The sequence below is a fragment of the Rugamonas rubra genome (assembly GCF_900114705.1).
Taxonomy (GTDB): Bacteria; Pseudomonadota; Gammaproteobacteria; order Burkholderiales; family Burkholderiaceae_D; genus Rugamonas; species Rugamonas rubra.
Map to the genome: position 1 here is coordinate 17,321 of NZ_FOTW01000015.1, position 22,398 is coordinate 39,718.

General features: G+C 68.1%; 17 protein-coding genes. 5 read left to right on the forward strand and 12 right to left on the reverse strand.

What is annotated here, in order from left to right; translation table 11 throughout:
• Nucleotides 1-56 precede the first annotated feature (56 nt).
• The 6 genes from BM252_RS16165 to BM252_RS16190 form a co-directional block, all read right to left on the reverse strand.
• On the reverse strand, nucleotides 57-977 hold the full coding sequence (locus BM252_RS16165; RefSeq protein WP_093388703.1) for a GNAT family N-acetyltransferase: 921 nt from the start codon (nucleotides 975-977) through the stop codon (nucleotides 57-59).
• Entirely contained in the window at nucleotides 974-2,251 is a 1,278-nt protein-coding gene (locus BM252_RS16170) for a phenylacetate--CoA ligase family protein (protein WP_093388704.1), read from the reverse strand. The genes BM252_RS16165 and BM252_RS16170 overlap by 4 nt, the downstream gene beginning before the upstream one ends.
• A 116-nt stretch (nucleotides 2,252-2,367) precedes the next feature.
• Nucleotides 2,368-4,821, reverse strand: a complete 2,454-nt coding sequence (locus tag BM252_RS16175) for an acyl-CoA reductase (RefSeq protein WP_093388705.1) — start codon at nucleotides 4,819-4,821, stop codon at nucleotides 2,368-2,370.
• Nucleotide 4,822: 1 nt separating this feature from the next.
• The gene (locus tag BM252_RS16180; protein WP_093388706.1) at nucleotides 4,823-5,953 is read right to left on the reverse strand and encodes a LuxE/PaaK family acyltransferase; all 1,131 of its coding nucleotides are present in this window, start codon (nucleotides 5,951-5,953) and stop codon (nucleotides 4,823-4,825) included.
• Nucleotides 5,954-5,999: 46 nt separating this feature from the next.
• Entirely contained in the window at nucleotides 6,000-7,244 is a 1,245-nt protein-coding gene (locus BM252_RS16185) for an MdfA family multidrug efflux MFS transporter (RefSeq protein ID WP_093388707.1), read from the reverse strand.
• Nucleotides 7,245-7,608: 364 nt separating this feature from the next.
• Complete coding sequence (locus BM252_RS16190; RefSeq protein WP_093388708.1) at nucleotides 7,609-8,496, reverse strand: HTH-type transcriptional regulator ArgP; 888 nt, start codon at nucleotides 8,494-8,496, stop codon at nucleotides 7,609-7,611.
• Nucleotides 8,497-8,686: 190 nt separating this feature from the next.
• Here BM252_RS16190 and BM252_RS16195 point away from each other — a divergent pair, with 190 nt between their 5' ends.
• From BM252_RS16195 to BM252_RS16215, 5 genes are all read left to right on the forward strand, one after another.
• Nucleotides 8,687-9,310 (forward strand): trimeric intracellular cation channel family protein, encoded by a 624-nt coding sequence (locus tag BM252_RS16195; RefSeq protein WP_093388709.1) that lies wholly within the window; start codon nucleotides 8,687-8,689, stop codon nucleotides 9,308-9,310.
• 139 nt (nucleotides 9,311-9,449) lie between these two features.
• On the forward strand, nucleotides 9,450-11,627 hold the full coding sequence (locus BM252_RS16200; protein WP_093388710.1) for a TonB-dependent receptor: 2,178 nt from the start codon (nucleotides 9,450-9,452) through the stop codon (nucleotides 11,625-11,627).
• Nucleotides 11,628-11,641: 14 nt separating this feature from the next.
• Nucleotides 11,642-11,932, forward strand: coding sequence for a hypothetical protein (locus tag BM252_RS16205; protein ID WP_093388833.1), 291 nt, complete (start codon nucleotides 11,642-11,644; stop codon nucleotides 11,930-11,932).
• A complete protein-coding gene (locus tag BM252_RS16210) occupies nucleotides 11,922-12,191 on the forward strand; it encodes a hypothetical protein (RefSeq protein WP_093388711.1) in 270 nt (89 codons plus the stop codon). Before BM252_RS16205 ends, BM252_RS16210 begins: the two co-directional genes overlap by 11 nt.
• Nucleotides 12,188-13,780, forward strand: coding sequence for a PepSY-associated TM helix domain-containing protein (locus tag BM252_RS16215; RefSeq protein ID WP_093388712.1), 1,593 nt, complete (start codon nucleotides 12,188-12,190; stop codon nucleotides 13,778-13,780). Before BM252_RS16210 ends, BM252_RS16215 begins: the two co-directional genes overlap by 4 nt.
• Before the next feature lie 122 nt (nucleotides 13,781-13,902).
• Here BM252_RS16215 and BM252_RS16220 read toward each other — a convergent pair whose 3' ends face one another.
• From BM252_RS16220 to BM252_RS16245, 6 genes are all read right to left on the reverse strand, one after another.
• Nucleotides 13,903-14,802 (reverse strand): alkaline phosphatase D family protein, encoded by a 900-nt coding sequence (locus BM252_RS16220; RefSeq protein ID WP_093388713.1) that lies wholly within the window; start codon nucleotides 14,800-14,802, stop codon nucleotides 13,903-13,905.
• Between the two features lie 255 nt (nucleotides 14,803-15,057).
• Nucleotides 15,058-16,548 (reverse strand): DUF3526 domain-containing protein, encoded by a 1,491-nt coding sequence (locus BM252_RS16225; protein ID WP_174900555.1) that lies wholly within the window; start codon nucleotides 16,546-16,548, stop codon nucleotides 15,058-15,060.
• Nucleotides 16,545-18,014, reverse strand: coding sequence for a DUF3526 domain-containing protein (locus BM252_RS16230; protein WP_174900556.1), 1,470 nt, complete (start codon nucleotides 18,012-18,014; stop codon nucleotides 16,545-16,547). The genes BM252_RS16225 and BM252_RS16230 overlap by 4 nt, the downstream gene beginning before the upstream one ends.
• Complete coding sequence (locus BM252_RS16235; protein WP_093388716.1) at nucleotides 17,989-18,693, reverse strand: ABC transporter ATP-binding protein; 705 nt, start codon at nucleotides 18,691-18,693, stop codon at nucleotides 17,989-17,991. The genes BM252_RS16230 and BM252_RS16235 overlap by 26 nt, the downstream gene beginning before the upstream one ends.
• Nucleotides 18,694-18,702: 9 nt before the next feature.
• Entirely contained in the window at nucleotides 18,703-20,997 is a 2,295-nt protein-coding gene (locus tag BM252_RS16240; protein ID WP_174900557.1) for a TonB-dependent receptor, read from the reverse strand.
• A 273-nt stretch (nucleotides 20,998-21,270) separates the two neighbouring features.
• Nucleotides 21,271-22,398 carry an ABC transporter permease gene (locus BM252_RS16245; RefSeq protein WP_093388718.1) on the reverse strand — a complete coding sequence of 376 codons (1,128 nt, stop codon included), beginning with the start codon at nucleotides 22,396-22,398 and terminating at the stop codon, nucleotides 21,271-21,273.

Sequence of the window (22,398 nt, forward strand, 5' to 3'; positions counted from 1 at the left end):
AGATCCCCGCCGCGTGCACTACGCGGCGGGGATTTTTTTTTGCGCGCGCCAACAACTCAGGCCAGCTCGGCCTTCAGGCTGCCCTGGTGCAGCGCGCGGGAAACCGGGCAATGCAACTCCAGCTCCTGCTCCGCGTAGCCGCGTTGCATCAGGCCGTACCAGCCCCGGCCGAAGCGCGGCACGACACCGGCGTAGGCGAAGCCGGCCCGGTGCAACTCCTCCATGGCGGCCGGGGCGCGCCCATCCAGCGCCAGCTTGACATAGGTCAGGCGCCCGCTCGGCATGTGGGCGACCTCGGACAGCTGCTCCTTGCTCGGCTGGTTCAAGCTCACCTCTATCCTTTGCTCGTGGCTGGCCACCACGATGGCCGGCCCTGGCGCGGCGGGGACGGCGGCCCGGGTGCCGAAGTGCCGTTCCATCGGCGCGATCCAGTCACGGCATGCCGGTGGCCATGGCAGCGATGGCAGCGGGCTCGCCTGCAGCGGCAGGCAGCCCAGCACGATGCTTTCCCGCCCCGTGCTGGCGAACGGCGAGGCGACGTAGTCGAGCAGCAGGCCGACGGTGTGGAAGCCCAGCGTCTGCGCCAGGCGCTGGCTTTGCCCGTGCGAGGACACCTGCTTGATGGTCACGCAGCGCAAACCCTGCTTGCCGGCCAGCTGGCACAGATGGCGCCCCAGGATGGTGGCGATGCCCAGGCCGCGCGCGCTCGGGTGGACCACGTTGAGCGCCAACTCGGCGCAGTCGGGCGTATCCGGATGGCGCCACAGGACGGCGTGGCCGACTATCGCGCCGTCGACGCAGGCGACGGAGGATTGCCAGAGTTGCTGCTCGTTGTTGTGGTGGATCATCGACGGCAGGTAGACGTCCGGATACACATAGCGGTCGCCGTACACGGCGCGGAACAAGGCGCTGACACTTGCGGCGTCGTCCGCCGCGAAGTCGCGGATGGACACGCTGGCTGGCTTGGCCGGGCTCATGTCGAACACTCCGCGGCGGCGGCATAGTCGCGCTGGTCGACGATGCGCATCAGCTTGCCCGAGCGCGGGTGGAAGCGCGCGCGGGCGAGCGGGCAATGCTCGACCCGCAAGCGTAGCTGGCCCTGCTCGATGCCGGCCTGGATCGGCGGCGAGCGCGTCAGCAGGGCGGCGCGCAGCCGATCGGCCACCGCCGTGTCGATGTACTGGTCCGCCACCAGCCGCAAGGCCAGCTGGTCGAGGCCGTCGGCGCGGCTGATCGCCAACTGCCACATGATGTTGCCGATCTGTTCCCGCACCAGCGCGTCTATATCCTCCGGGAACAGGGAAAGCGTGCCGACCCGCACCCGGCGGCCCTGGCTGGCGCGGCCGCGCAGCACGAATTTGCGCTGCGCGCCGCCGGCCGGCTCGCACCAGGCGGCCAGGTCGCCGGTCGGATAGCGGATCAAGGGCATCAGGCGGCGCTTCAGGTTGGTCACCACCAGCATGCCGCTCTGGCCGGCGCCGTCTATCGCCAGCCCGCTGGCCTCGTCGACGATCTCGACGATGGTCTCGTCGTCGAAGACGCGGTGTTCGCCCAGGGCGCAATCGGGCGTGCTGGCCCCCACCAGGCCGGAGTCGACGCCGGCGCAGCCGATCGAGGCGAAGATCGCGTTGGGGAAGGTCTGTTTCAGCAGGGTGATTTGGTCGGCGAACAGGCTTTCACCGCCGTACAGCACGGTGCTCACGCCTGGCAAGACCAGTTCGTTGGCGGCCAGGTGGCCGGCGAAGCGCATCAGCTGGGCCGGCACGCAGGCCAGCACGTTGATCTGGTGCACCTTGACGGCCTGCGCCAGGGCGGCCAGCTCCATCGCCCCGGTGAAGGGATACTCGCAGATCGGCACGGGCGATTCGGCCAGCGCGCTGTGGATGAACAGGAAGCTGGTGTACAGGTCGCCGGCGAAGAACAGATTGGCGACGCGGTCGCCGGCGCGCAGGCGGGTGCCCAGGGCGGCGCCGAAGGCGCGCACGAAGTCGCTCCATTCGGCCCGGGTATAGACCGACAGTTTGCCGTCGCCGCTGGAGCCGCCGGTCTTGAACACGTGGCCGTCGGTGATGGGGCCGGTCAATACCGGCCACGACGACAGCGGCATGGAGTGCTGCCAATAGTCGGCCGGGTCGATCAGCGGCAAATCCTGCAACTGCCAGCCGCTGGCCGGCAGCGAGCGGTACAGCTCGGCGTAAAAGGGGGCGTGCCGGCGCGCGTGGCGCACCAGGTCTTCAATGTGAGAATTCATGCTGTGGTTCCTTCAGGTGCGCTGGCGGCGGCGCCGGGGTGCCGGCGCCGCCGCTACAATCGCTAGGTGGTTTGCCTGGGTAAGGCAAACCGTTTTTCCTCCGAACTTGCGCGGGCTCAGCCGCGCGCCGTGTCGCCGGCCTGCGCGGCGGCCCTGCGCCGGTCCAGCACCAGCGGCGTCTTGCCGCTCTGCGGGTGGCGCGCGAACCGCGTGGCGTCGCTGGCGACCATCTCCAGCTCCAGCAAGCCGCACTCGATGACCTGCTCGAGCATCGGATGCAGCAGCATGCGGCCGCGCGCCTGCTCGATGTCGCCCTCGACCCGCGCCTCGATGCGGTCGCAGCCGTTGGCCGCGTAGTCGATCAGGAACTGGACGGGGGCGCCGATGTGCTCGGCCATCTGGGCCGGGTTGAGGTAGACCGTGCCCACGCGCATCAGCTGGCCGTGCCGTCCGCACAGTTCGAAGCGCGGCGTGGGCAGCCCGCAGGCGCAGTCGCCCGGCAGCCAGCGGCCCAGGTCGCCCAGCTCGTAGCGCGCCACCGTTTGTCCCTCGCGCGCGCGCGAGGTGAACAGCAGGCGGCCGACGCCGCCCGCGTCGACGGCACGGTCGTGCTCGGGGTCGACGATTTCCAGCCACTGCGTGTCGGCCATCAGATGGAACACGCCGTCGGCGCCGGCGGCGCAGGCGTGGCCCAGCGGACCGGCGTCGACCGAGCCGTAGATGGCCGAGCGGATCAGCGGTATGCCGAAGCTGGCCAAAAACTCGCGCTGGGCGTCGTTCAGGTGCTCGCCGCCCAGCAGGATTTTTTGCACGCCGCCGTATTCGCGCAGCATGACTTCGTGTTGCACGAACAGCCGGTGGATGGTGCCGGGCATGCCGACCAGGGTGTTGATGTTCTGCTGGACGATGAGGCGCGCGATGTCGCCGCAATCCTCGGTGGCCGGGCCGCCCATGGGGAAATGGGTGGCGGACAATTTGTCGAGGATGGTGAAGAAGCTCAACAGGCCGCCGTACAGCTCGCCGCCGTACAGTAGGTTGACCACCCGGTCGTGCTGCGGATCGAGGCCGGCGGCGAACAGGCCGTCGGCCGCCGTCCGCATTTGCCGGTGGTAGTCGCGGTAGCTGAAGCCGGCCAGCTTGGGCTCGCCGCTGCTGCCGCCGCTGCGGAAGAACAGCTGCGCCCGCTCGTTGACGCCGTTGCGTTGGAAGTCGGCCTTGTCCATGATGGCGCGGTTCGCCAACCCGGCCGGCGCCGGCGGCGGCAGATCCAGCGTGACCACGCGGGCCAGGCTGTCTGCCGGCAGCGTGACGGAGGCCCGCTTGGCCAGCCGTGCCAGCGCGTACACGCCGTCGTGCGGTTCGCCGTGGTAGCCGTCGTGCATGGCGGCGGGCGGCACCACCCGGCTGACGCCGGCGGCCAGCAGCAGTTGGCTCAGCTCGGCCAGTTGCCGCGCCGGCGCGACCAGGCCGCAGGTTTGCAACTGGGTGCGCCATGGTTGCAGCGCGGCGACCAGTTGCGCGCGCGGCAGCGGCCGCAGTTGCACCGTGCGGAACAGCGGCGAGCCGGCCAGCGCGGGTGTGTGGGCCCAGACGACGCGCCAGCCCGGCTCCTGCCAGACCTGGCCGGCGATGCCGCCGAAACTCTGGTCCAGGCGGGCGAAGGCCACTTGGGTGGTGATCTCGGCGGCCTCCTGTTCGTTGGGGACCAGCGCCGGCCAGTGCGGCGCGCGGCGCGCCAGCGCCTGCGCCAGTTGCGCGCCGACGCGGCGCAGCACCTCCGGCTCGTCGCTGTCGACCAGCACGCATTGCGGGCTGGAACAGGCTTGCTGGTCGAGGCGGCAGACTTCGTCGGCCAGGGCCTCCAGTTGCGCGGCGTCGGCGGCCTCGGCCACCAGGTAGGCAAAACTGATGCGGTGGCCCCAGTCGATCCAGCGGCAACCGGCCGGCGCCTGCAGGCGGATGGCCGCCAGCGCGCTGGCGCCGCCCCAGGCCGAAATGGCGTCGGCGGGCTTGAACAGAGCGCTCAAATCGCCGCTCGGCAGGGGCAGCACGGCCAGATAGTCTGCCAGTGTGCCGCTCAGGTCGTGGCGCAGGAAGGCCGCCAGCAGCGGCGCGGTGCGGCCGTCGTCGCTGCCGCTGGGGCGCAACCAGTTGACGTTGCCCACCAGCAGGCTTTCGAGCACGGCGAAGAAGGGCAGCAGGGCGGCGTTGGCGGGGGTGATGTGCACCACCAGCCCCAGCGGCCGCCAGCTTTCGAACTGCGGCCGGTCGTAGCCGATGCGGCGCAGCGAGAAGGGCGTCTCGCCGAGTTCGCGCGTCAGCTTGGCGGCGAGCGCGTCGCGTTGGCAAAAGGCGCTCAGCGCGGCGCGGCTGGCGGCATCGATGGCGATCGTGTCGGCCTGGTCCGACGTGTCGGATAACCAGGCGGAAAACCGTTCGGCGCAGGCGAGTACCGTCTCGACGTCGAAGCGGGCGGCCAGCGTCGCCGGCAGTCGTGCTTGCAGCGCGGCGAGTAGTTCGGTGGCCTCGGCGCCGGCCGAGGGATGCAGTGTGCCATGGACGAGATACATATCAGGACTCCTTGATCAATTCGGATGCCGCCAGCGCACAGCTGCGGCTTTTGGTGTTGCCCGCGCGTCCGTGCAACTCGAACCAATCGGTTGCGATGCCGCAGCCGCAGCTGTGGCCGGGATGCAGGGTGGCCATGTCGCTCACCACGATGCTGTGGGCCGGCGCGGAGGTGATGAAGGGCGAGACGAAATGCAAAAAACCCCGTTCGGCATAGGCTTGCGTGGCCAGCGTCGCCGGGTGGCGCACGAAGGCGCGGGCGTAGGACGGCACGTGGAAGCGGTGGCGCGGGCATTCGATGTAGGGCACCGGATGCTCGACGGCGCCGTAGCCGTCGCGGCAGCGCTCGTCCGGAATGCCCAGTTGCTCGCCCAGGCGCTGGTACAGGGTGGCCTTGGGAATCGACTGGTCGGCATGGGTTTTCCAGCCGCCGCCAAGAAACACCAGCGAGTCGGGATGCAGTTGCAAGGGCGGCAGGCCCATCTCGCGCATCCGTTCCAGGGTGAACCAGAGGAAGGCCGGGAAGCCGAAGATGCGCACCGGCAGTCCTTCGGCGGCGAACTCCTGCAGCGTGCGGATCACGCCGAAGGGGTCGAACTCGTTGCCGTGGCCGTTGTGCCGCAGGGCGTAGGAGACCCTGTTCACCGGCGCGTACTTGCACAGGAACTGGTCGGTGTAGGTGGTGCCGACGGTGATGGCGCCGGCCGGCTCGTAGCTGAGCAGCAGGTAGTTGCAGGGCGTGTCGGGGGTGTTCCAGCCGTAGTGGTCGAAAATGCGGTCGACCATGGCCTGGGCGGCGCCGATGCTGCGCGTATCGTAGCGCATGCGGCTTTTTTGGCCGGTGGTGCCGGACGAGGTCAACTCCAGCGCATCCTCACCTGCGCTGCTGAGCAACAAGCGGCGCTTGAAATAGTTGGCGAACAGCGGCGGCAAGGTCGACCAGTCGCTCAATTGCGCCAAGGCATGCGGGTCCATACCGTTGGCGGCCAGCCACTCGGCGTAGCCGGGCGTTTGCGCGCAATGGTATTCGCTCAGCTCGCGCATGGCGGCATGGAACAGCTGGTCGCACTCTGGATCGGCGCGGTAGGGCGAGGCGATGGCGCAGAGCGCATCGACATGGGGGAGTGCAGTCACGATAAACTCCTAGGACAGAGGGAACGGCATCGAGTGGAAAGGGGTGTCAGGCGGCGACGGTTTCTTGCTTGAGCAACCGCCACAGCGGCCACAGGGCGACGCCCACCGGGATGCTGGCGGCGCAGGCAAACGTCGCCAGGCTGGCGCCGGCGCCCAGCGCGGCCAGGGAGGCGCTGCCTAGCCCGATGATGGCGATGGAAATCATGCCCAGCATCGCGGCGACGGTGCCTTTGCCGTTGGCGCTGGCGAACAGGGTCAGGCGGTAGAGCGAGGCGTTGCCGATGCCCATGCCGAAGGCGTACACCACCATGCCCGGGATCAAGGCCATCAAGCGGCCGCTGGCCAGGGTGCCGGCCGCCATCAGCAGCAGGCCGCCGACGATGGGCAGCAGGGCCAGGCGGATCAAGGAAGGCAGGTCGAAGCGGCCGGCGGCGTAGTTGAGGGCCAGGTTGCCGGCGATGAGGCCGCCGAAGATCGGCAACTGCCACAAGCCGTAGCTCGTCGCGTCCAGGCCCAAGTTGCGCATCAACAGCAAGGGCGACAAGCCGATCCAGCTGAAGAGGGGGATGCTGATCAGGCCCAGCGCCATGCTTCCCTGCATGAACTTCCCATTGCGCAGCAGCTCGCCATAGCTGCCCAGGATGCTCGCCAGGTGCAGCGGCGCCGGCGCCAGTTGGCCGCCTTCGGTTCGCGGCACGCCAATGGTCTCGGGGGCGAAGCGCCATAGGCCGAGCCAGGTCAGGATGGCCAAAGCGCCGACGCAGACGAACAGGGCGCGCCACGACATCACGTCCAGCAACAGGCCGCCCAGCAAGGGGCCCAGCAGCGGCGACAGCAGCGCGATGTTCGCCAAAATCGCCATCAAGCGCAGCGCGTCGGTCTCGGGAAAGCTTTCCTGCAGCAGCGGATAGCTGACCACCACGACGAAGCCCAGGCCGATACCCTGGACGAAACGCAGGCCCTGGAAGAGGTGGATGTCGTTGATCCAAGGGGCGAGCAGGCAGGCCGCCGCGAATCCGGCGGCGCCGATCAGCAGCAGGGGCCGGCGACCGTAGCGGTCGGACAGCGGGCCGATCAACCATTGGAAGGCCACGCCGCCCAGCAGGTAGGCGTTCAAGGCCAGCGGCACGTGGCTGGACGGCGCGTCCAAATCGCGCACCACGTGCAACATGGCGGGCATCACCACATCGCTGGCGACATAGGTGAGCAATTCAAAGGCGGCCAGCAGCAGACAAAAGAGCAAGGCATGGCGCGGCGACATGGGGACGAGCGAGCGGGAGAACAGGGACATTCTGAGATGCATTTCTTGCCTTGTATTGTGGAAAGCAAATTTCTATTGCGAATAGTGAGCCAGCTGCGATTCTTGTGGAATACGCCGGCTGGCGCCGGGCGTCCGGCCCTCATGGTGGCCGGACGCGGGATATCGGGGGCTATGCCCAGGCCATCTCCTTTACTTTACTCGGTTGGCAACATTGACTGAATAGTAAGTAGTGTAACAGCGGAGACGCATACTTTGTCAATTAGAAATATGACTTTTGGTATCTTTTAGTGCTTTTTGATAAATTTCTTTAGACGTAATGATTCTCATTCAATGTTGGAAAGGGAAAAATGCATGTCAATGCATCCACCCCGTCTGCCGATGTGCGCGTGCCGCCTTACTTCAGGCTGGTGCGCGCCGCCGCCACGATCTGCCGCGACAGCTGCTCCATGCGCGGCGACTGCACCTTCCAGGTGTGCCAGTACAGGGCGACGTCGGCCGGCCGGCTCGGCGCCAGCATGGCCATGCCGTCGGCCTCGGCGCTGGCGTGCAGCAGCAGCTCCGGCACCATGCCGTAGCCGAGGCCGTAGCGGATGGCGTTGAAGTGCGAGGTGGCGCCCGGCACGTAGTGGCAGGGGTAGGCGCCCTCCGGCAGGCCGAGCCGGCTTTGCAGGAAGGACGATTGCAGCGTGTCCTTGCGCGTGTACGCCACCACCGGCGCCAGGCGCGCCGCCTTGCGCGTCAGCCCCTGTGGGAACCAGCGGGCGCGGAAGGCCTCGCTGGCCACCAGCCAGTAGCGCATCACGCCGAGCGGCTCGGCCGAGCAGCCGCGCATGGGCTTCGGTTCGGAGCTGATGCAGCCGATCGCCATGCCCGTCTCCAGCAGCGCGTAGGTGTGGAACTGGTCCTCCACGGTCAGGTCGAGCAGCACGCGCTCGCGGATCAGCACCTCGGACAGGGCGGGGAAGAACCAGGTGCCGACCGAGTCGGCGTTGAGCGCCAGCACCAGCGTCAGCGGCGCGTCCTTTTGCACCGCCAGTTCCGCCTCCAGGTCGGCCTCCAGCAGCTTGGCGCGCTTGAGGTACTGCAGCAAGCGCTGGCCGACGCGGGTGGCGCGCGCCGGCCGGCTGCGCACCACCAGGGCGTTGCCGAGCATGCTTTCGAGCGCGCGCACGCGCTGCGAAATGGCCGGCGAGGTCAGGTGCAGCTGGACGGCGGCCTGCTCGAAGCTGCCGGTTTCGATGACGGCGCGGAAGGCCTCGGTGTGTTTCGGGTTCAGATTCATCGCAAGTGCCTAAGATAAGAAAAATTTAGCATTCCCAAATAATACTTACTTTTGATAACGATGTGTCTGCTGCGATGCACAATGCTGCCTTGCGGCCGGACCGGGCCGCGTGCAGCTTGCCGCTCGCCCGGTTCGGCGCGCCCGGTTCGGCCAGACGCACTGAAACAATGTTCACTTGAAGAGTCTATCGATGTTGCTACACACCATATATTTGATCGCCATCGTCGCCGAGGCCATGTCCGGCGCCATCATGGGCATGCGCCGGGGCATGGACCTGTTCGGCATCTGCATGATCGGCGCCGTCACCGCGCTGGGCGGCGGCAGCATCCGCGACGTGCTGCTGGGGCACTATCCGCTGGGCTGGATCGCCCACCCGGAATACCTGCTGTTCACCATCGGCGCGGCCGTCGTGACGGCCGTGGTGGCGCGCCACCTGCACCACCTGCGCGCGGTGTTCCTGCTGGTCGACGGCCTGGGCCTGGTGGCGTTCTGCGTGATCGGCTGCGACATCGCGCGCGCCCAGGGCATGCACCCGGCCATCGTCGTGCTGGCCGGCCTGATCACCGGCGTGTTCGGCGGCCTGCTGCGCGACGTGCTGTGCAACCAGATCCCGCTGGTGTTGCAGCGCGAGCTGTACGCCACCGTGGCGCTGTTCACCGGCGCGCTGTACGTCGGCCTGCTGTGGCTGCGGCTGGACCCGGCGCTGGCGGTGCTCGCCTCGATCGGCGCCGGCCTGGCGTTCCGCTTGCTGGCGATGCGCTTCCACTGGCAGTTGCCGAACTTCGACACCTCGCGCGTGCGCGGCTTCGAGTAGGGCGGCGCGGCCATCCCCGTGCGGGCCGCCAAGCACTAAATGATGCCATTAGGATAAAATTTCCTACCACGTGAAAATGATTCTCATTTACAATGCGCGTAATTGGGATTGATTCTCATTCAACGGGGAAAAGAAGAAAATGCGTATCAAAGTGATGGTGTTGGCCTTGTTTGGCGTGATGGCAAGTTGGCAGGCAAGCGCGGGCGAGGCGGCGACGGAGACGGCCGCAACAGCCAATCCGGCCGGCGCGCTCGAGCGGGTGGTGATTAGCGGCGACAAGCTGAAGCGCACGGAGAACGACAGCAGCGCCAGTGTCGGCGCGCGCAACCGCCGCCAGATCGCCGAATCGGGCATCACCACGGTGGAAGACGTGGCGGCGCAGATGGCCAACGTCGGCACCGCCGAGGGCTTGTCGATACGCGGCGTCAACGCCCTCGGCCCGACCGGCGGCGGCGGCCGCACCATCACCCTGGTGATGGACGGCGTGGCGCAGGACGGCTACGGCCAATCGATCAACAGCCTGAGCGTGTGGGACGCCGACCGGGTGGAAGTGCTGCGCGGGCCGCAATCGACCAATCAGGGCCGCAACTCGCTGGCCGGCGCGGTGGTGTTGAAGACCCGCGATCCTTCCGACATGCCGGACTTCAGCTACCGCCTCAGCGCCGGCAACCAGAATTCGCGCCGCATGGCGCTGGCCGGCGGCGGCGCCATGGTCGACCAGGTGTTGGCCGGCCGCGTCTCGTTCGAGCAGCGCCGGCGCGACGGCGACGTCAACAACCCGAGCCGCAACGACCCGCGCTTCAACCATGACGACGGCCACACGCTGCGCGCCAAATTGCGCGTGACGCCGTATGGCGAGCGCTACCAGGCGCTGCTCACCCTGGTCGACGCCAAGCAGCGCCTGGGCAGCGACTCGGTCGAGGCGGTCGCCCGCCCCATCTCGGCGCGGCAGAACCTGTCCAACGAGGCGCGCAATTCGGACAACCACACGCGCTCGGCCGCGCTGGAGCAGAGCTTCAAGGTGGGCGGCGCCGACGTCACATTGCTGAGCACGTATTCGCACAACCTGTTTTCCCGCGTGCAGGACTACGACGCCACCGAGCTGAAGCAAGGCTACCGCACCGGCGAGAACGTCGACCGCCAGTTTTCGCAGGAGGCGCGCGCCAACTTCGAGACCGCGCTGTTCGGCCTGCCACTCAAGGGTGTGGCGGGGCTCTACTATCTGAACGCGAACTACAGCGCCGACGACATGTTCACCGTGCCGCTGTCCTACGTGCTGGGCCTGACCGGGCAGTGCCCGGTGCAGGCGGCCTGCGACACGGCCTACGGCGCCGAGTTCGTCAACCGCGGCAATCTGGAGGGGCACAACACCAAGACCCGCGCCGCCTTCGCCGAACTCGACTATGTGATCGACCGGCTCACCGTGACCGCCGGCGTGCGCTTCGACGCCGAGCGCCAGACTCGCGTGCTGACCGGCGCCACCAACGGCACCTCGCCGCTGGCGCGGATGGTGGTCGGCCAGTTGATCGCCGGCGGCATCTTCAGCGCCGACGGCATGCAGAACCTGCAGACCGACAATTCCGTCTGGCTGCCCAAGCTGGGCCTGCGCTACGCGCTGGTGCCGGGCTGGGTGGCCGGCCTGACGGCGCAGCGCGGCTACCGCACCGGCGGCGTCGACTACAGCTACCAGCGCGGCTCGAACGCCTTCGGCCCGGAGTTCACCAAGAACTACGAGGCCTCGCTGAAGGGCGTGCTGGACAACGGCATGATGCTGGCGCTGAACGCCTACCGCGTCAACTGGACGGACCAGCAGGTCAACGTCGGCCGTGGCTCGCTGGACACCTTCTTCGTCAACGCCGGCAGCTCGCGCCTGCAAGGCCTTGAGGCCGAGCTGCGCGGCAAGGTGCTGGCGCAACTGGAACTGTTCGGCGCCGTCGGCGTGGCGCGCTCCCGCTTCATCGACTTCGTGTCGCCGCAGGGCGACTTTACCGGCAAGCAGTTCGCCCGCTCGCCGCGCCAAACGGTGTCGGCCGGCTTTAGCTGGACGCCGGGCCGCTGGCTGTTGAACGGCAACGTGGTGCAGACCGGCGGCACCTACACCGGCCCGGACAACGTCGACCGCAACGACGGCCACACTATCCTGGGCGGCAAGGCTGCCTACACCCTGGCGAATGGCGTCTCGCTGTTCGCCTTCGGCAGCAACCTGACCGACCGCCGCTATATCACCGCCAACTATCTGACCACCGTCACCGACCGCCATGCCGTCACGCTGGGCAGCGCGCGCCAGTTCGGCTTCGGCGTACAGGGCAAGATCTGAGCGGGGGAGCGATGGTGAACTGGATTTGTATCTGCGTGGCCGGCTTGGCGGCGCTCGGCTTGTACCTGGCGTCGCCGCATCAAACCTTGTGGCGCGCCGCGCTGGCGCGGGCGACGCTGCTGCGTTGGCTGGCGCTGCCCTTGCTGGCTGGCGCCGTGGCCTCGGCCGCGTCGGCCTATGGCGCCTGGTGCGGCGTGTGCATCGCCTTGGCCGGTTTCATGATGACGCTGGTTGCGTTGCCGTATCTGGATGCCGGCTTGCACGGCCGCAAGCCGGCCAAAGCGGGAGCACGCCATGTTGGGTAAATCGACGGCGGCGGCCATTCTCGGACTCCCCCTGTCGGTATTGCTGGTGGGCTTTATCGCCTTGCTGAGCAACGACCAGAAGAGCACCACCTTGCCTTTGTTGCTGCTGTTCTTTTTGGCCTGGGTGGGCGCCATGATCGCGGCGTTCCTGTTCAAGACCGGCCTGCGGGCCTGGTTGTGGATGGGCGGCGCGAGCATCGTCGGCTACACCGCGCTGTATTTCCTCAAGGCCAGCGGCCTGATGGAGGTGGCGGGATGAAGTCATCGACCATACGCACCTTTATATCGGTGCATACCTGGGTGGGGCTGGCGGCGGGCTTCTGCCTGTTCATCGCCTTTTATGCGGGCGCGGTGACGATCTTCCACGAGGAGCTGCTGACCTGGGAAACTGCCTCATCGAGGGCGCGGCCGGCCGAGTCGCCGGCGCGGGCGCAAGCGCTGATCGACGCGGTGCTGAAGGCCCATCCGCAGGCGAAGGAGTCCTTCTATCTGCGCCTGCCGTCGCAGCACGTGCCGGATCTGTCGCTCGATTGGGACGAGGAGGGCAAGGGCGGCGCGGAGATCGAGCACCACTTCCGCCTGAACGCGGCCGGGCAGTTGGAGGACGTCAAGCCGTACTCGCAACTGGTGGACTTCATCTACCGCCTGCATTACTCGGCCGGTTTCCCGCCCAGCTGGGGCATCTATGTGCTGGGTGCGATCTGCGTACTGTATGGGCTGGCGCTGGCCAGCGGTGTGATTATCTATGCGCCCTTGTTCTTGAAGGATTTGTTTGCGCTGAGGATAGGCAAGAACATTAAGCGCATGTGGCAGGACGCCCACAACGCCATCGGCATCCTCTCGCTGCCTTTCCACCTGATGTATGCGTGGAGCAGCGCGGTCCTGACACTCGGCGTGATCTTGTTGGCACCGTTCCAGTACATGGTGTTCGACGGCAAGCTGCTCAACCTGGTGGGGGCGGATATTTCGGCGGCGGCCACGCCGGCCGCCTCCGGTGTGGCGGCGGCGACGCTGCCGGCGGCCGAATTGCTGGCGGCGATACAAGCCGCCGCGCCCGGGATGGAGGTCGAGACGATGGTGTTCCACCAGCATGGCGACGCCAACGCGCAGTTGCAGGCCTACGGAAAGATCCACCAGGAGACGGTGGCCAGCCAGGCGGCTGTGGTGTTGAACGCCCGCAACGGCGAGGTGCTGCGCGTGATGACGCCGGAGCGGTATAGCGCGGGCACGCGTTTCTTGCGCAGCTTACAAGCTCTGCACTTCGGCAACTTCGGCCACGCGGCGGTGCAGTGGACCTACTTCATCCTCGGCATGGCGGGCGCCTTCCTGTTCTACAGCGGCAACCTGTTGTGGGTGGAGGCGCGCCGCAAGCGCCAGCAGCAGGCGCAGCCGCGCAGCGGGCGGCTGATGGCGCAGGCCACCCTGGGCGTCTGCCTGGGCAGCGTGGCGGGGATCTCCGCCATGTTCGTGCTGAGCAAGCTGGCGCCGGGCGAGCTGCCCTTGTGGGAGCGGCGCGGCTACTACGCGGTGTTCTTCGCCTGCGTGGCGTGGGCCTTCGCGCGTCCGCCGGCGCGCGCGGCGCACGAGCTGCTGACGCTCTGCGCGGTGCTGACGGCGGCGATCCCGCTGGCGCAGTGGCAACGCAGCGGCAGCAGCCCCTTGCAGTCGCTGCTGCTCGGCGACGGCGTGATTGTCGGCGTGGCGGCGGTGGCCATCGTCTTTGCCGCCTTGTACTGGAAGATGGCCCGCGCCGTCCTGCAGCGCGGCCGCCACGGCGATCCGCACAGCGTGTGGTCGCTGCAAACGCCCGGCGCTGTCGTAGCGGGGCGGCGGCAAGAGGCGGCCTGAGGCAGTTGTTAGGCTGACGGTGTTGAACCAAGTGCAAATGACGCCCGCTTTCCGCGCGCCGCCATTTGCACCTGCAGCCGTTGTCAGCTCGAACGATCAGCTTGAAAAATCGGGCCGAGCGTTCAGCCGTTGTACAGGTCGCTGGCCTGGTCCAGCCGCCAGTTGCTGCGCGCGATCGTGGCGTTGTAGCGGTCGCCCGCTTTCAGGCCGCGCAGTTCGATGTTCACCGCCGCTTCGGTGAAGGTCAGGATGCCGTAGTTTTTGCGCGCGGCGCCAAACACCAGGCCCTTGCGCGCCACGCCGGAACTCACCACCTCGAGCACGCCGCTGTCGTCGTACAGCGCGTTGCGGTGCACGTCGCCCGAGACGATCATCGCCCCTTGCCGGCCCTGCAGCAGGCCGCGCATGCGCCCGAAGGCGGTCGGATATTGTTCCCAGCTCTCGTCGCCGAAGCGGTGGAAGGTGGTGCTCGATACCACCACGACAAAATTGGCGTGCGAGGCCGCCAGGCCCTTCTCAAACCAGTCCCATTGCTGCGCGCCGAGGATGGCGTCGCGGTCGTGGGCCGAGGTGGCCGGCTCGGTGCGGTAATAGCGTTCGTCGAGCAGGAAGATGTCGGCCGGGCCGGCGCTGAGCTTCCGATAGATATTGGCGCCGTCGACGTCGGCGCCGAAGGCGTGGACGAAGGCGGCGCGCGCGGCGTCGCGCAGCGCCGGCGAGCTGTCGCCGCCGTAGCGGTTGTTGCCGAGGAAGTCGTGGTCGTCGTAGACGGCGAGCAGCTTGGCGTTGCGGTCGCGGATGTCGCTCAGCAGGGACTTGAAGTTGGGCTCCGCAAATTGCTTCTTGTACAGGACGTCCAACTCCGCGCGCAGTAGCTCGGGATCGTCGTGATGGTCGTGCTCCAGATAGATGTTGTCGCCCGCCAGTACCAGAACATCCGGCTTTTCGTTCAGGATTTCCAGCCATACGGGCTGGGGATTGATTTGCTGTAGTTTGGTGCACGAGGCGACGGCGATTTTCATGGCGAGACTCCGGTAGGTAAGTTGCTAACTAAGTCGATAACTAAGCCGATAACTAAGTCGATAACTAAGTCGATAACTAAGTCGATAAGGCGGAATGCACGAGATGGCGCTCTGGATGGACAGCCAAGCCAGTCCCGGCGGATCGCGCCGCCTTGTAAGACTGGTCCTACGAAACCGCCTATTCTGTGCCGTTTTGCCGTATGAATTCTCTCGAAATGTCACTTTGACAATAAATTCCCGGTAAAATGAGATCCGTCAACGGCGCCGCGTGCGCGCCAGCAGCAAGGCGGCCAGCCCCAGCAGGAGGCCGGTCCACAGCGGCAAGGAGACCAACTGGCCGCCCCACGGCGTCGCGGTCGACAAGGCCGGCGAGGGCGCGAACACCGGCACTTGATCGAAATCGCGGAAGCCGTAGCCGCCCAGGCAGGTGGCCGGGCAGGGCGCGCGCTCGTCGCCCAGCGCGGCGCGCTGTATCGCCTCCTGGAAGTAGTCGCGCAGACGCCGCTGGTGCTGCTGCACCTCGTCCAGAAAGCGCTGGTGGCGCATGCCGTCGTTGCCGGCGAGGCCGGCCAGGATTTGATAGGTCAAGCTCACCGGGCTAAGCACGACCGCCGCCTCGAACCTGCGCTGGCGCTCCTGTTTGGCGCGCGCGAAGCGTTGTTCGACGCCGGCCATCACGCGCTCGAGCTCCTGCGCCCGCTGCAGCCGCGAGACGCTGGACGACACCTTGTCGAGCGCCGTCGCCGGTTTCCAGTCGGGATGGCTGTCGTAGAAGCGCGCCAAGCTGTCCAGCTTGTTGGCCGCGACTTGGTCGGCGGCGTCGCGCATGGCCTGCACATACAGCTCGCGCTGCGGCACCGGCGCGCCCAGTTGGATCGCCACGCCCAGCGCGCCGGGCAGCAGAATGGCGAGAACCAGCCAGGCGGCGAAGCCGGCGAAGGCGGCCGTCATGCGGTTGCCGCAGACGGCGCCAATGGCCACGGCCACCGCCGCCCAGAACATCGAGTACAACAGCAGCACGCCGCCCCAGCTGGCCAGCGCCGCCATGCCGGCAAGGTCGAATTCGACCGCGCCGAGCAGCAGGGCGGCGCCCACGCAGGCCGTCGTCAACAGCGCCGTGGCGATCAGTGCGCGCGCGAAAACCTGCGCCACCAGCATGCGGCCCAGCCGTATGCCCTGCAACTGCAGGGAGCGCAGGCGCAGGCTTTCCCGGTCCTGGGTCAGGACGGAGCTGGTCAGGGCCAGCAGTATCAGGGGCCACAGGTAGACGACGAAGAACATCAGGTCGAAACGGCCCACCGCCAACAGCGCCGGATGTTCGATCTCGCTGGCGGTGCGCACCGACTCCATCGACTCGGCGCGCACCCGCACGTAGGGCGGCAGCAGGTCGGCCTGGCCGATGGCCAGCGCGGCGCCGGCAACGGCGGGCTTGGCGGCAAATCCGACGTGTTCGCGGAAGGCGTAGCCGCGCACATCGACCGGCGTGCGATGCCACTGCAGCCCGGCGAACTGCGCCGCCGCCGGGTCGGCGAAGTAGCGCCGCGCCAGCGTGCTGGCGTCGGTCCTGGCCTGCGCCTGCTGGGCGGCGGCGGCGGCCACCGCCTGGCGGCCGTGGCGGTCGAAACGCGCGCCCTCGAACAGCCCGAAGGCGGCGAGCAGGAGCGCGACCACGAGCAGGGCGGTGGTGCCGCGCTCGCGCAGCTGGCAGCGCAGGTCGTAGGCGACCAGGGTGAAAATTTGTTTCATCGTAGGTTTCCGTTTCGTAGATGGCGCAAGCCGGCCGCGCACAGCAGCAGGCTGGCGATGAACAGCGTCAGCAAGGGAAGGAGATGGCGTGCCAGCAGGCCGCCCATGTCGAGCGGGTTGAAGCGGAAGCGGAACGGCGGCACCCGGTCCCATAGCGACCGGTCGCCGTCGTGGCGGACGCCGTCCTGCTCGCGGTGGGCGGCAATGGCCGTGTTCATCACCCTTTGTATGGTCCGGCGCTGCTGTTCGGCGCCGTGGATGAACTGGACATGCTGTTCCGTGTCGCTGCCGGCAAGCGCGCTGGAGAGGCCGGCCACCGCCACCGCCGGCGACAACCAGCCGGCGAGCGCCGCCGCCGCCGACTGCCGGCGCATGGCGTCGAACAGCTGGCCGTAGTGCTGGTCGAAGATGCGGTCGCCATGGTCCTCGCCCCGTTGCAGGCTGATGCCGGCCCAGTTCACGGGCAAGTCCTTGGCGTCGCGCACGCCGTGTTCGCGCAGCAGCTGCTGCTTGTGGTGTTCGGCCTGTTGCGGATCGTCGGGTGTGCCCAGCGCGCTGTCGAGGTCGGCGCGGAACCGCTGCATGGTGGGCAGTGGCGCCGCCAGTTGCGCCAGCTCGACCGCCGCGCGCGGCGCGACCAGCGTGGTGAACGCCCACAGCCCGATCAGCAGCGCCAGGCTGGAACGCAAATTCGGCGCCCATGCCGAGACGGCGGCGATCAACGCGGCCCAGCTGCCCAGATAGACCATGTAGCCCAGCGCGAACAGGGCGGCGCGCAGGGCGCCGTCGCTGAACGGGCTGCGGCTGTCCAGCGTCCACTCGAGCGCGGCCACGGCGACGCAGGCGGGCAGCGCCAGCGTCGCCGCCAGGCAGAGCAGCACCGCGCCGCGCGCCAGCGCCAGGGCGCCGAGCGGCGCGGCGTTGACGCGCAGGGCCGCCAGCGTGCCGCGCTCGCGTTCGGCGGCGAACATGCCGAAGCCGAGGAAGATCATGGCCATCGGCGCCAGCACTTGCAGCACGAACGCCGGGTGCAGGCGGAACTGGCGGTTGACGCCGGCTTCGTCGTTGGCCGGCCGGTACACCAACTCGTTCTGCTTGTGCGCCTCCAGCCAGACGCTGGCGCCGACGTAGTGCTCGATGCCGGGGTCCAGGGCGGCCAGCGCCGACAGGGGTTTGAACACGTACACGCCGTAATGGGCGGCCGCGTGCGGATACTTCTTGCCCTGCTGCGACCAGCGCTGTTGCTCCGCCTGCCCCGCCGCGCCGCGCGCGTCCAGCGTGGCGCGCAGCTGCAGCGAGGACGACAGCGCCGCGCAGCAGGCCAGGGCCAGGCCGACGCCGAGCACCAGCCAGACGCGCCAGTCGCGCCGGCGCTCGCGCCAGTCGGCCTGCCAGGCGCCGGCAAAGGCCAGCAGCCAGCGGCGCCGGCCGCCGCGCCGCTCAGGCGCGGCGGGCGAGGATGTCAAGGTAGTTGCGTTCGAGTTCGCCTGCATTCAATTCTCCTAGTTTCCATTCGCCGGCCAGTTGGCCGCCGACCAACATGCCGCAGCGGTCGGCCAGCTCCTGTGCGCGGAACAAATCGTGGGTTGCCATCAGTACGGCGGCGCCGTCGTCGGCCAAGGCGCGCACCAGGTCGCCGAAGGCGACGCTGGCCTCCGGATCGAGGCCGGAGGTGGGCTCGTCCAACACCAGCACCTTCGCCCCCTTGGCCAGCGCCATCACGATGCCGACTTTTTGCCGCATGCCTTTCGAGTAGCCGTGGGCCTGGCGGTGCCAGGCGTGCTCGGGCAGGCCGGCGCGCGCCAGCAGCGTCTCGATCTCGCCGCGACCCGGCCTGATGCCGAGCAGGCGCATGAAGAACTCGACGTTCTCCACCCCGCTGAGGCGCTCGTACAGGGCGACGTTCTCGGCGATGTAGGCGGCGTGTTCGACCGCCGCCTGTGCCGGCGGCAGGCGGGAGCCGGCCAGCCGGATGCTGCCGGCGTCCGCCTCGACAAAGCCCAGCAGGCAGGCGATGGTGGTGGATTTGCCGGCGCCGTTGGGGCCCAGCAGGGCGTAGATTTCACCGCCGTGGACATGCAGGTCGAGCCCGTCGACCACGCTCCTGCCGTCGTAGCGCTTGCCCAGTTTTTCGATATGGATCATGCCGGTTCCTTAGAAGGCGTAGCGCACTTCGGCAAACAGGGTGCGGCCCGGGTAGGGGTGCAGCTGGAAGGCGCGGTTGTTGTTGAGGTTGTCGATGCCGAGCGCCAGCTCGGTGCCCTTGACTGGCTTGAGCAGCAGGCGCACGTCGAGCTGGCTCACGCGCGAGACGGCGCCGTACACGTCGGTGTTGGTGTCGCTGTTGTTGATCTCGTTGAACTGGGCGCCCGAATAGCGGTAGGTGGCGGCGGCGCTCCAACTGTCGGCGGGCGCGTAGAGCAGTGTGGCGGCCGAGCGGACGCGCGGCACCCGCGACCAGTTCTTTCCCACCGACGGCGGATGGTCCCGGTTCTCCAGGATGGTCGATTTGCTGAAGGCGATGTTCGCCTCCGCGCTCAGGCCGTGGATGCCGAGGCGGTCGACCTGGCCGACCAACTCCACGCCACGGGTGCGCACGCGGTCGACGTTTTGCACGTTCGTCACGTTGGGGAAAACGTTCAGGTTCAGCTGGCTCCAAATGGTGTTGCGCACGTCGTCCTGGAACAGCGAGGCGCGCAGGCTGCCCAGCGCGTAGCGTTGCTCGGCCATCAGCTCGAGGGCGTTGGCGCGCTCCGGTTTCAGGGCCGGATCGTTGACGACGATGCTGCTGCCGACGGCGCTGCCCTGGAAAAGTTCGGCGACGGTGGCGAAGCGCGTGCCGCGTCCGGCCGAAAGGCGCAGCGTGGTGTCGGCGCCGGCCTCCCAGTTGAGCGAGAGCTTGGGCGACCAGGCCTGTTCGCGCCGGCGCGGATAGTTCTGCGCGGCGGCGCCCTGGGCGCGCTGGACGCCGTCGCTGGCCTGCCACGCCTCGCCGCGCAGGCCGAAGGTGGCGTGCCAGCGCGGTGCGAAACGCCAGGCGTCCTGGGCGTACAGCGCCAACGTGCGGGTGCGGCCGCCGAGGTATTGGCTTTCCGCGCCGCCGGCCTGGCGCCAGTCCGGCGTGGTCAAGCTGCGCTGCTTGAGCCGGTAGTCGTCGCCGTGCATGCCGAAGGTGAGGGCGTGCGCGCCGCCGGTCCAGTCTCCGGCGCTTGGCGTGTAGCTGGCTTGCGCGTCGAGCGAGCGAAAACCGGTGCCGTCGCGGACCACGGCGCTGCCCGGGCCGCCATTGGCGGCCAGCGGATCGGCGCTGCCGGCGTTGCGCTGCACGTCGTCGAGGATGCGGTAGCTGCTCGCCGACACGCTGCCGTTCCAACCGCTGCGATGGCGGCTCTTCAGCGTCAAGCCGGCCTGGGCGTGGTGCTCGTCGCGGCGGTACGGGGCGAATCCGGCCGCCGGCAGCACGAAGACATTGGCGCCGTCGCTGACGCGGCCGGACCAGACTGCCGCGCCGGCGGCGTCGCGCAGGAAGGTTTGGTTGCGCGTCACGCTGTTGTTCTGCCACCAGGCGATGAAGCCTTCGGCGCCCAGGGTCGGGCTGAAGTCGTAGCCGAAGGCGGCCTTCGCCGTGTCTTGCCGGGTGTGGTCGATGGCGCCGCCGTTGGCACCGAAGATCGCGCGGCGCGTGCCGAACGGTCCGGTATCGTAGACCACGCCGCTGACCGGGGTGGCGGCCGGGCCGGGCGGCGCCGTGAACACCCCGGCGGCGTTGGCGCTGGCGCTGGCATAGCCCATCGGTTGGCTGGTGGCGTCCTGGTGGTTGAGCATCAATTTGTACCAGAGGCCGGAGGCGAGCCGGTCGCCGATCAGCGCCGAGGCCTGATAGTTGCGGTAGTGGCCGCTCAGGCCGTATTGGTCGAAGGCCTGGTCCTGCATGGCCACTCTGAGCGCGCCGGAGAACGCGGTGGGACGGCTGGTGGTGATGGCGATCGTGGTGCCGATGGCATTGCCGGGGTAGAGCGCGGAGAAGGGGCCGTACAACACATCGACCCGGCTGATCTCCTCCGGCGCGAGCATGTTCCAACGCGGCGCGTCGAAGCGGCCGAGGAAGTTCGACAAGAGGTAGCCGTCCATGCTGACCAGGGCGCGCGGCGCCTGCGTGGTGGAGAAGCTGCGGCCGCCGACCAGGGCGTTGCGGTCGCCGCTGTAGCGCTTGCGAATGGTCATGCTGGGCAGGTTGCGCAGGGCATCCTCCGGGTTGAAGATGTTCTGCTGCTGGCGCAGCTCTTCCTGGGTTTTGCCCACGCTGGTGGTCGGCAGGTTGGGGTCGAGCGGGCTGCGGCTGCTGTGGATGGTGATGGTTTGCAGCGCTGCTGCTGCGGCGGCGGCGGCGGGGTCGTCGGCGTAGGCGTGGCCGCCGGTGGCGAGGGCGAGGGTTATTGCGGCGGCCATTGGCCGGGTGGTGGTTTTCATGTGGGCGAGTGTGCGAGGGCTAAGGGGACAACGGAGACGGGAGGTCCGTGCGCGCTTGCAGGGAGCGATGCCGCCGGGCCGTCCGCCCGTGGCCAAGTCGGAGAAGGGGACGGGGGGCGGCGCGCAGCGGTCGCTAATGCAATTGACTTGCATCATAATTCGATCCGTTCGTTAATGCAATACACTTGCATTAAAAATGATTGCCGCTCGCTTGGGGAGTCCCTGCGTATTGGCCGGCGCGCCGGACGCGCCTCAGGCCATTTGCGTGATGGTCTTGCGGAAGCGCGCCAGCGACAGGGCGAACAGCGCCGAACCTATCAGCAGCAGCGCGGCGAACGAGGTCCACACCACCGACAGGCCGGCGCCACGGTAGAGGATGGCCTGGCTCAGCTCGGTGAAGTGGGTGGTCGGCGCCAGCGCCATCACCTGTTGCACCCAGCCGGGCATGCTTTCGCGCGGGGTGATGCCGCCCGACAGCATCTGCAGCGGCATCATGATGAGGATCATCAGCAGGCCGAACTGCGGCATGCTGCGCGCCAGCGTGGCCATGAAGATGCCCATCGAGGTGGTGGCGAACAGGTGCAGGGTGGCGCCGAGCAGGAACAGGGCGATCGAGCCGTCGATCGGCACCCGCAGCGCGCCCTGGATCACCACCGCCAGCGCCACCGAGGCGGCCAGCAGCACCACCAGCGCCATGGCCCACACCTTGGCCAGCATGATCTCCAGCGGCGTGACCGGCATCACCAGCAGGTGCTCGATGGTGCCGTGCTCGCGTTCGCGGATCAGCGCGGCGCCGGTCAGGATGATCGACAGCATGGTGATGTTGTTGACCAGCTCCATCAGCGAGCCGAACCACGACTGCTGCAGCGCCGGGTTGAAGCGGGCCCGCGTGGCCAGCTCGACCGGCATGGCCGCCGTGGCGCGGTAGCCGCGGGCGAACTCGTCGACCTCGGCCGTGACGATCTGCACGATGGCGCCGTTGCCGGTGAAGGCCTGGCCCATGCGGGTGGCGTCGACGTTCAGCTGCAGCTGCGGGGCGCGGCCGGCCAGCATGTCGCGCTGGAAGTTGGGCGGGATGTCGAGCACGAAGGTGTAGCGGCCCGAGTCCATGCCCGGGTCCACCTCGGCCAGGCTGATCGGCGTGGGGCGGCCGAACTCGGGCGGGTAGAAGGCCGCCGCGATGCGCTGCGACAGGGCCGAGCCGTCCTCGTCGACGATGGCGATGGGGGCGTGGTGCAGGGTCTCCGGCATGGCCGTGCCGGCCACGTAGATGGCCAGGGTGAAGGTGTAGACGATGAGGAAGAGCATGGCCGGGTCGCGCCACAGGCTCCATAGTTCCTTGACGCCGAGGCGGTAGATGTTGGCCAGGTGGCGCAGCAT

Excerpts from the sequence above, each read along its gene's own strand:
- BM252_RS16175 (WP_093388705.1), bottom strand. The coding sequence starts at position 4,821 with ATGTATCTCGTCCATGGCACACTGCATCCCTCGGCCGGCGCCGAGGCC.
- BM252_RS16210 (WP_093388711.1), top strand. The coding sequence starts at position 11,922 with ATGTTGGGTAAATCGACGGCGGCGGCCATTCTCGGACTCCCCCTGTCG.
- BM252_RS16240 (WP_174900557.1), bottom strand. The coding sequence starts at position 20,997 with ATGGCCGCCGCAATAACCCTCGCCCTCGCCACCGGCGGCCACGCCTAC.
- BM252_RS16200 (WP_093388710.1), top strand. The coding sequence starts at position 9,450 with ATGCGTATCAAAGTGATGGTGTTGGCCTTGTTTGGCGTGATGGCAAGT.
- BM252_RS16215 (WP_093388712.1), top strand. The coding sequence starts at position 12,188 with ATGAAGTCATCGACCATACGCACCTTTATATCGGTGCATACCTGGGTG.
- BM252_RS16170 (WP_093388704.1), bottom strand. The coding sequence starts at position 2,251 with ATGAATTCTCACATTGAAGACCTGGTGCGCCACGCGCGCCGGCACGCC.
- BM252_RS16235 (WP_093388716.1), bottom strand. The coding sequence starts at position 18,693 with ATGATCCATATCGAAAAACTGGGCAAGCGCTACGACGGCAGGAGCGTG.
- BM252_RS16165 (WP_093388703.1), bottom strand. The coding sequence starts at position 977 with ATGAGCCCGGCCAAGCCAGCCAGCGTGTCCATCCGCGACTTCGCGGCG.
- BM252_RS16225 (WP_174900555.1), bottom strand. The coding sequence starts at position 16,548 with ATGAAACAAATTTTCACCCTGGTCGCCTACGACCTGCGCTGCCAGCTG.
- BM252_RS16195 (WP_093388709.1), top strand. The coding sequence starts at position 8,687 with ATGTTGCTACACACCATATATTTGATCGCCATCGTCGCCGAGGCCATG.
- BM252_RS16185 (WP_093388707.1), bottom strand. The coding sequence starts at position 7,244 with ATGTCCCTGTTCTCCCGCTCGCTCGTCCCCATGTCGCCGCGCCATGCC.
- BM252_RS16190 (WP_093388708.1), bottom strand. The coding sequence starts at position 8,496 with ATGAATCTGAACCCGAAACACACCGAGGCCTTCCGCGCCGTCATCGAA.
- BM252_RS16220 (WP_093388713.1), bottom strand. The coding sequence starts at position 14,802 with ATGAAAATCGCCGTCGCCTCGTGCACCAAACTACAGCAAATCAATCCC.
- BM252_RS16245 (WP_093388718.1), bottom strand. The coding sequence starts at position 22,398 with ATGCTGCGCCACCTGGCCAACATCTACCGCCTCGGCGTCAAGGAACTA.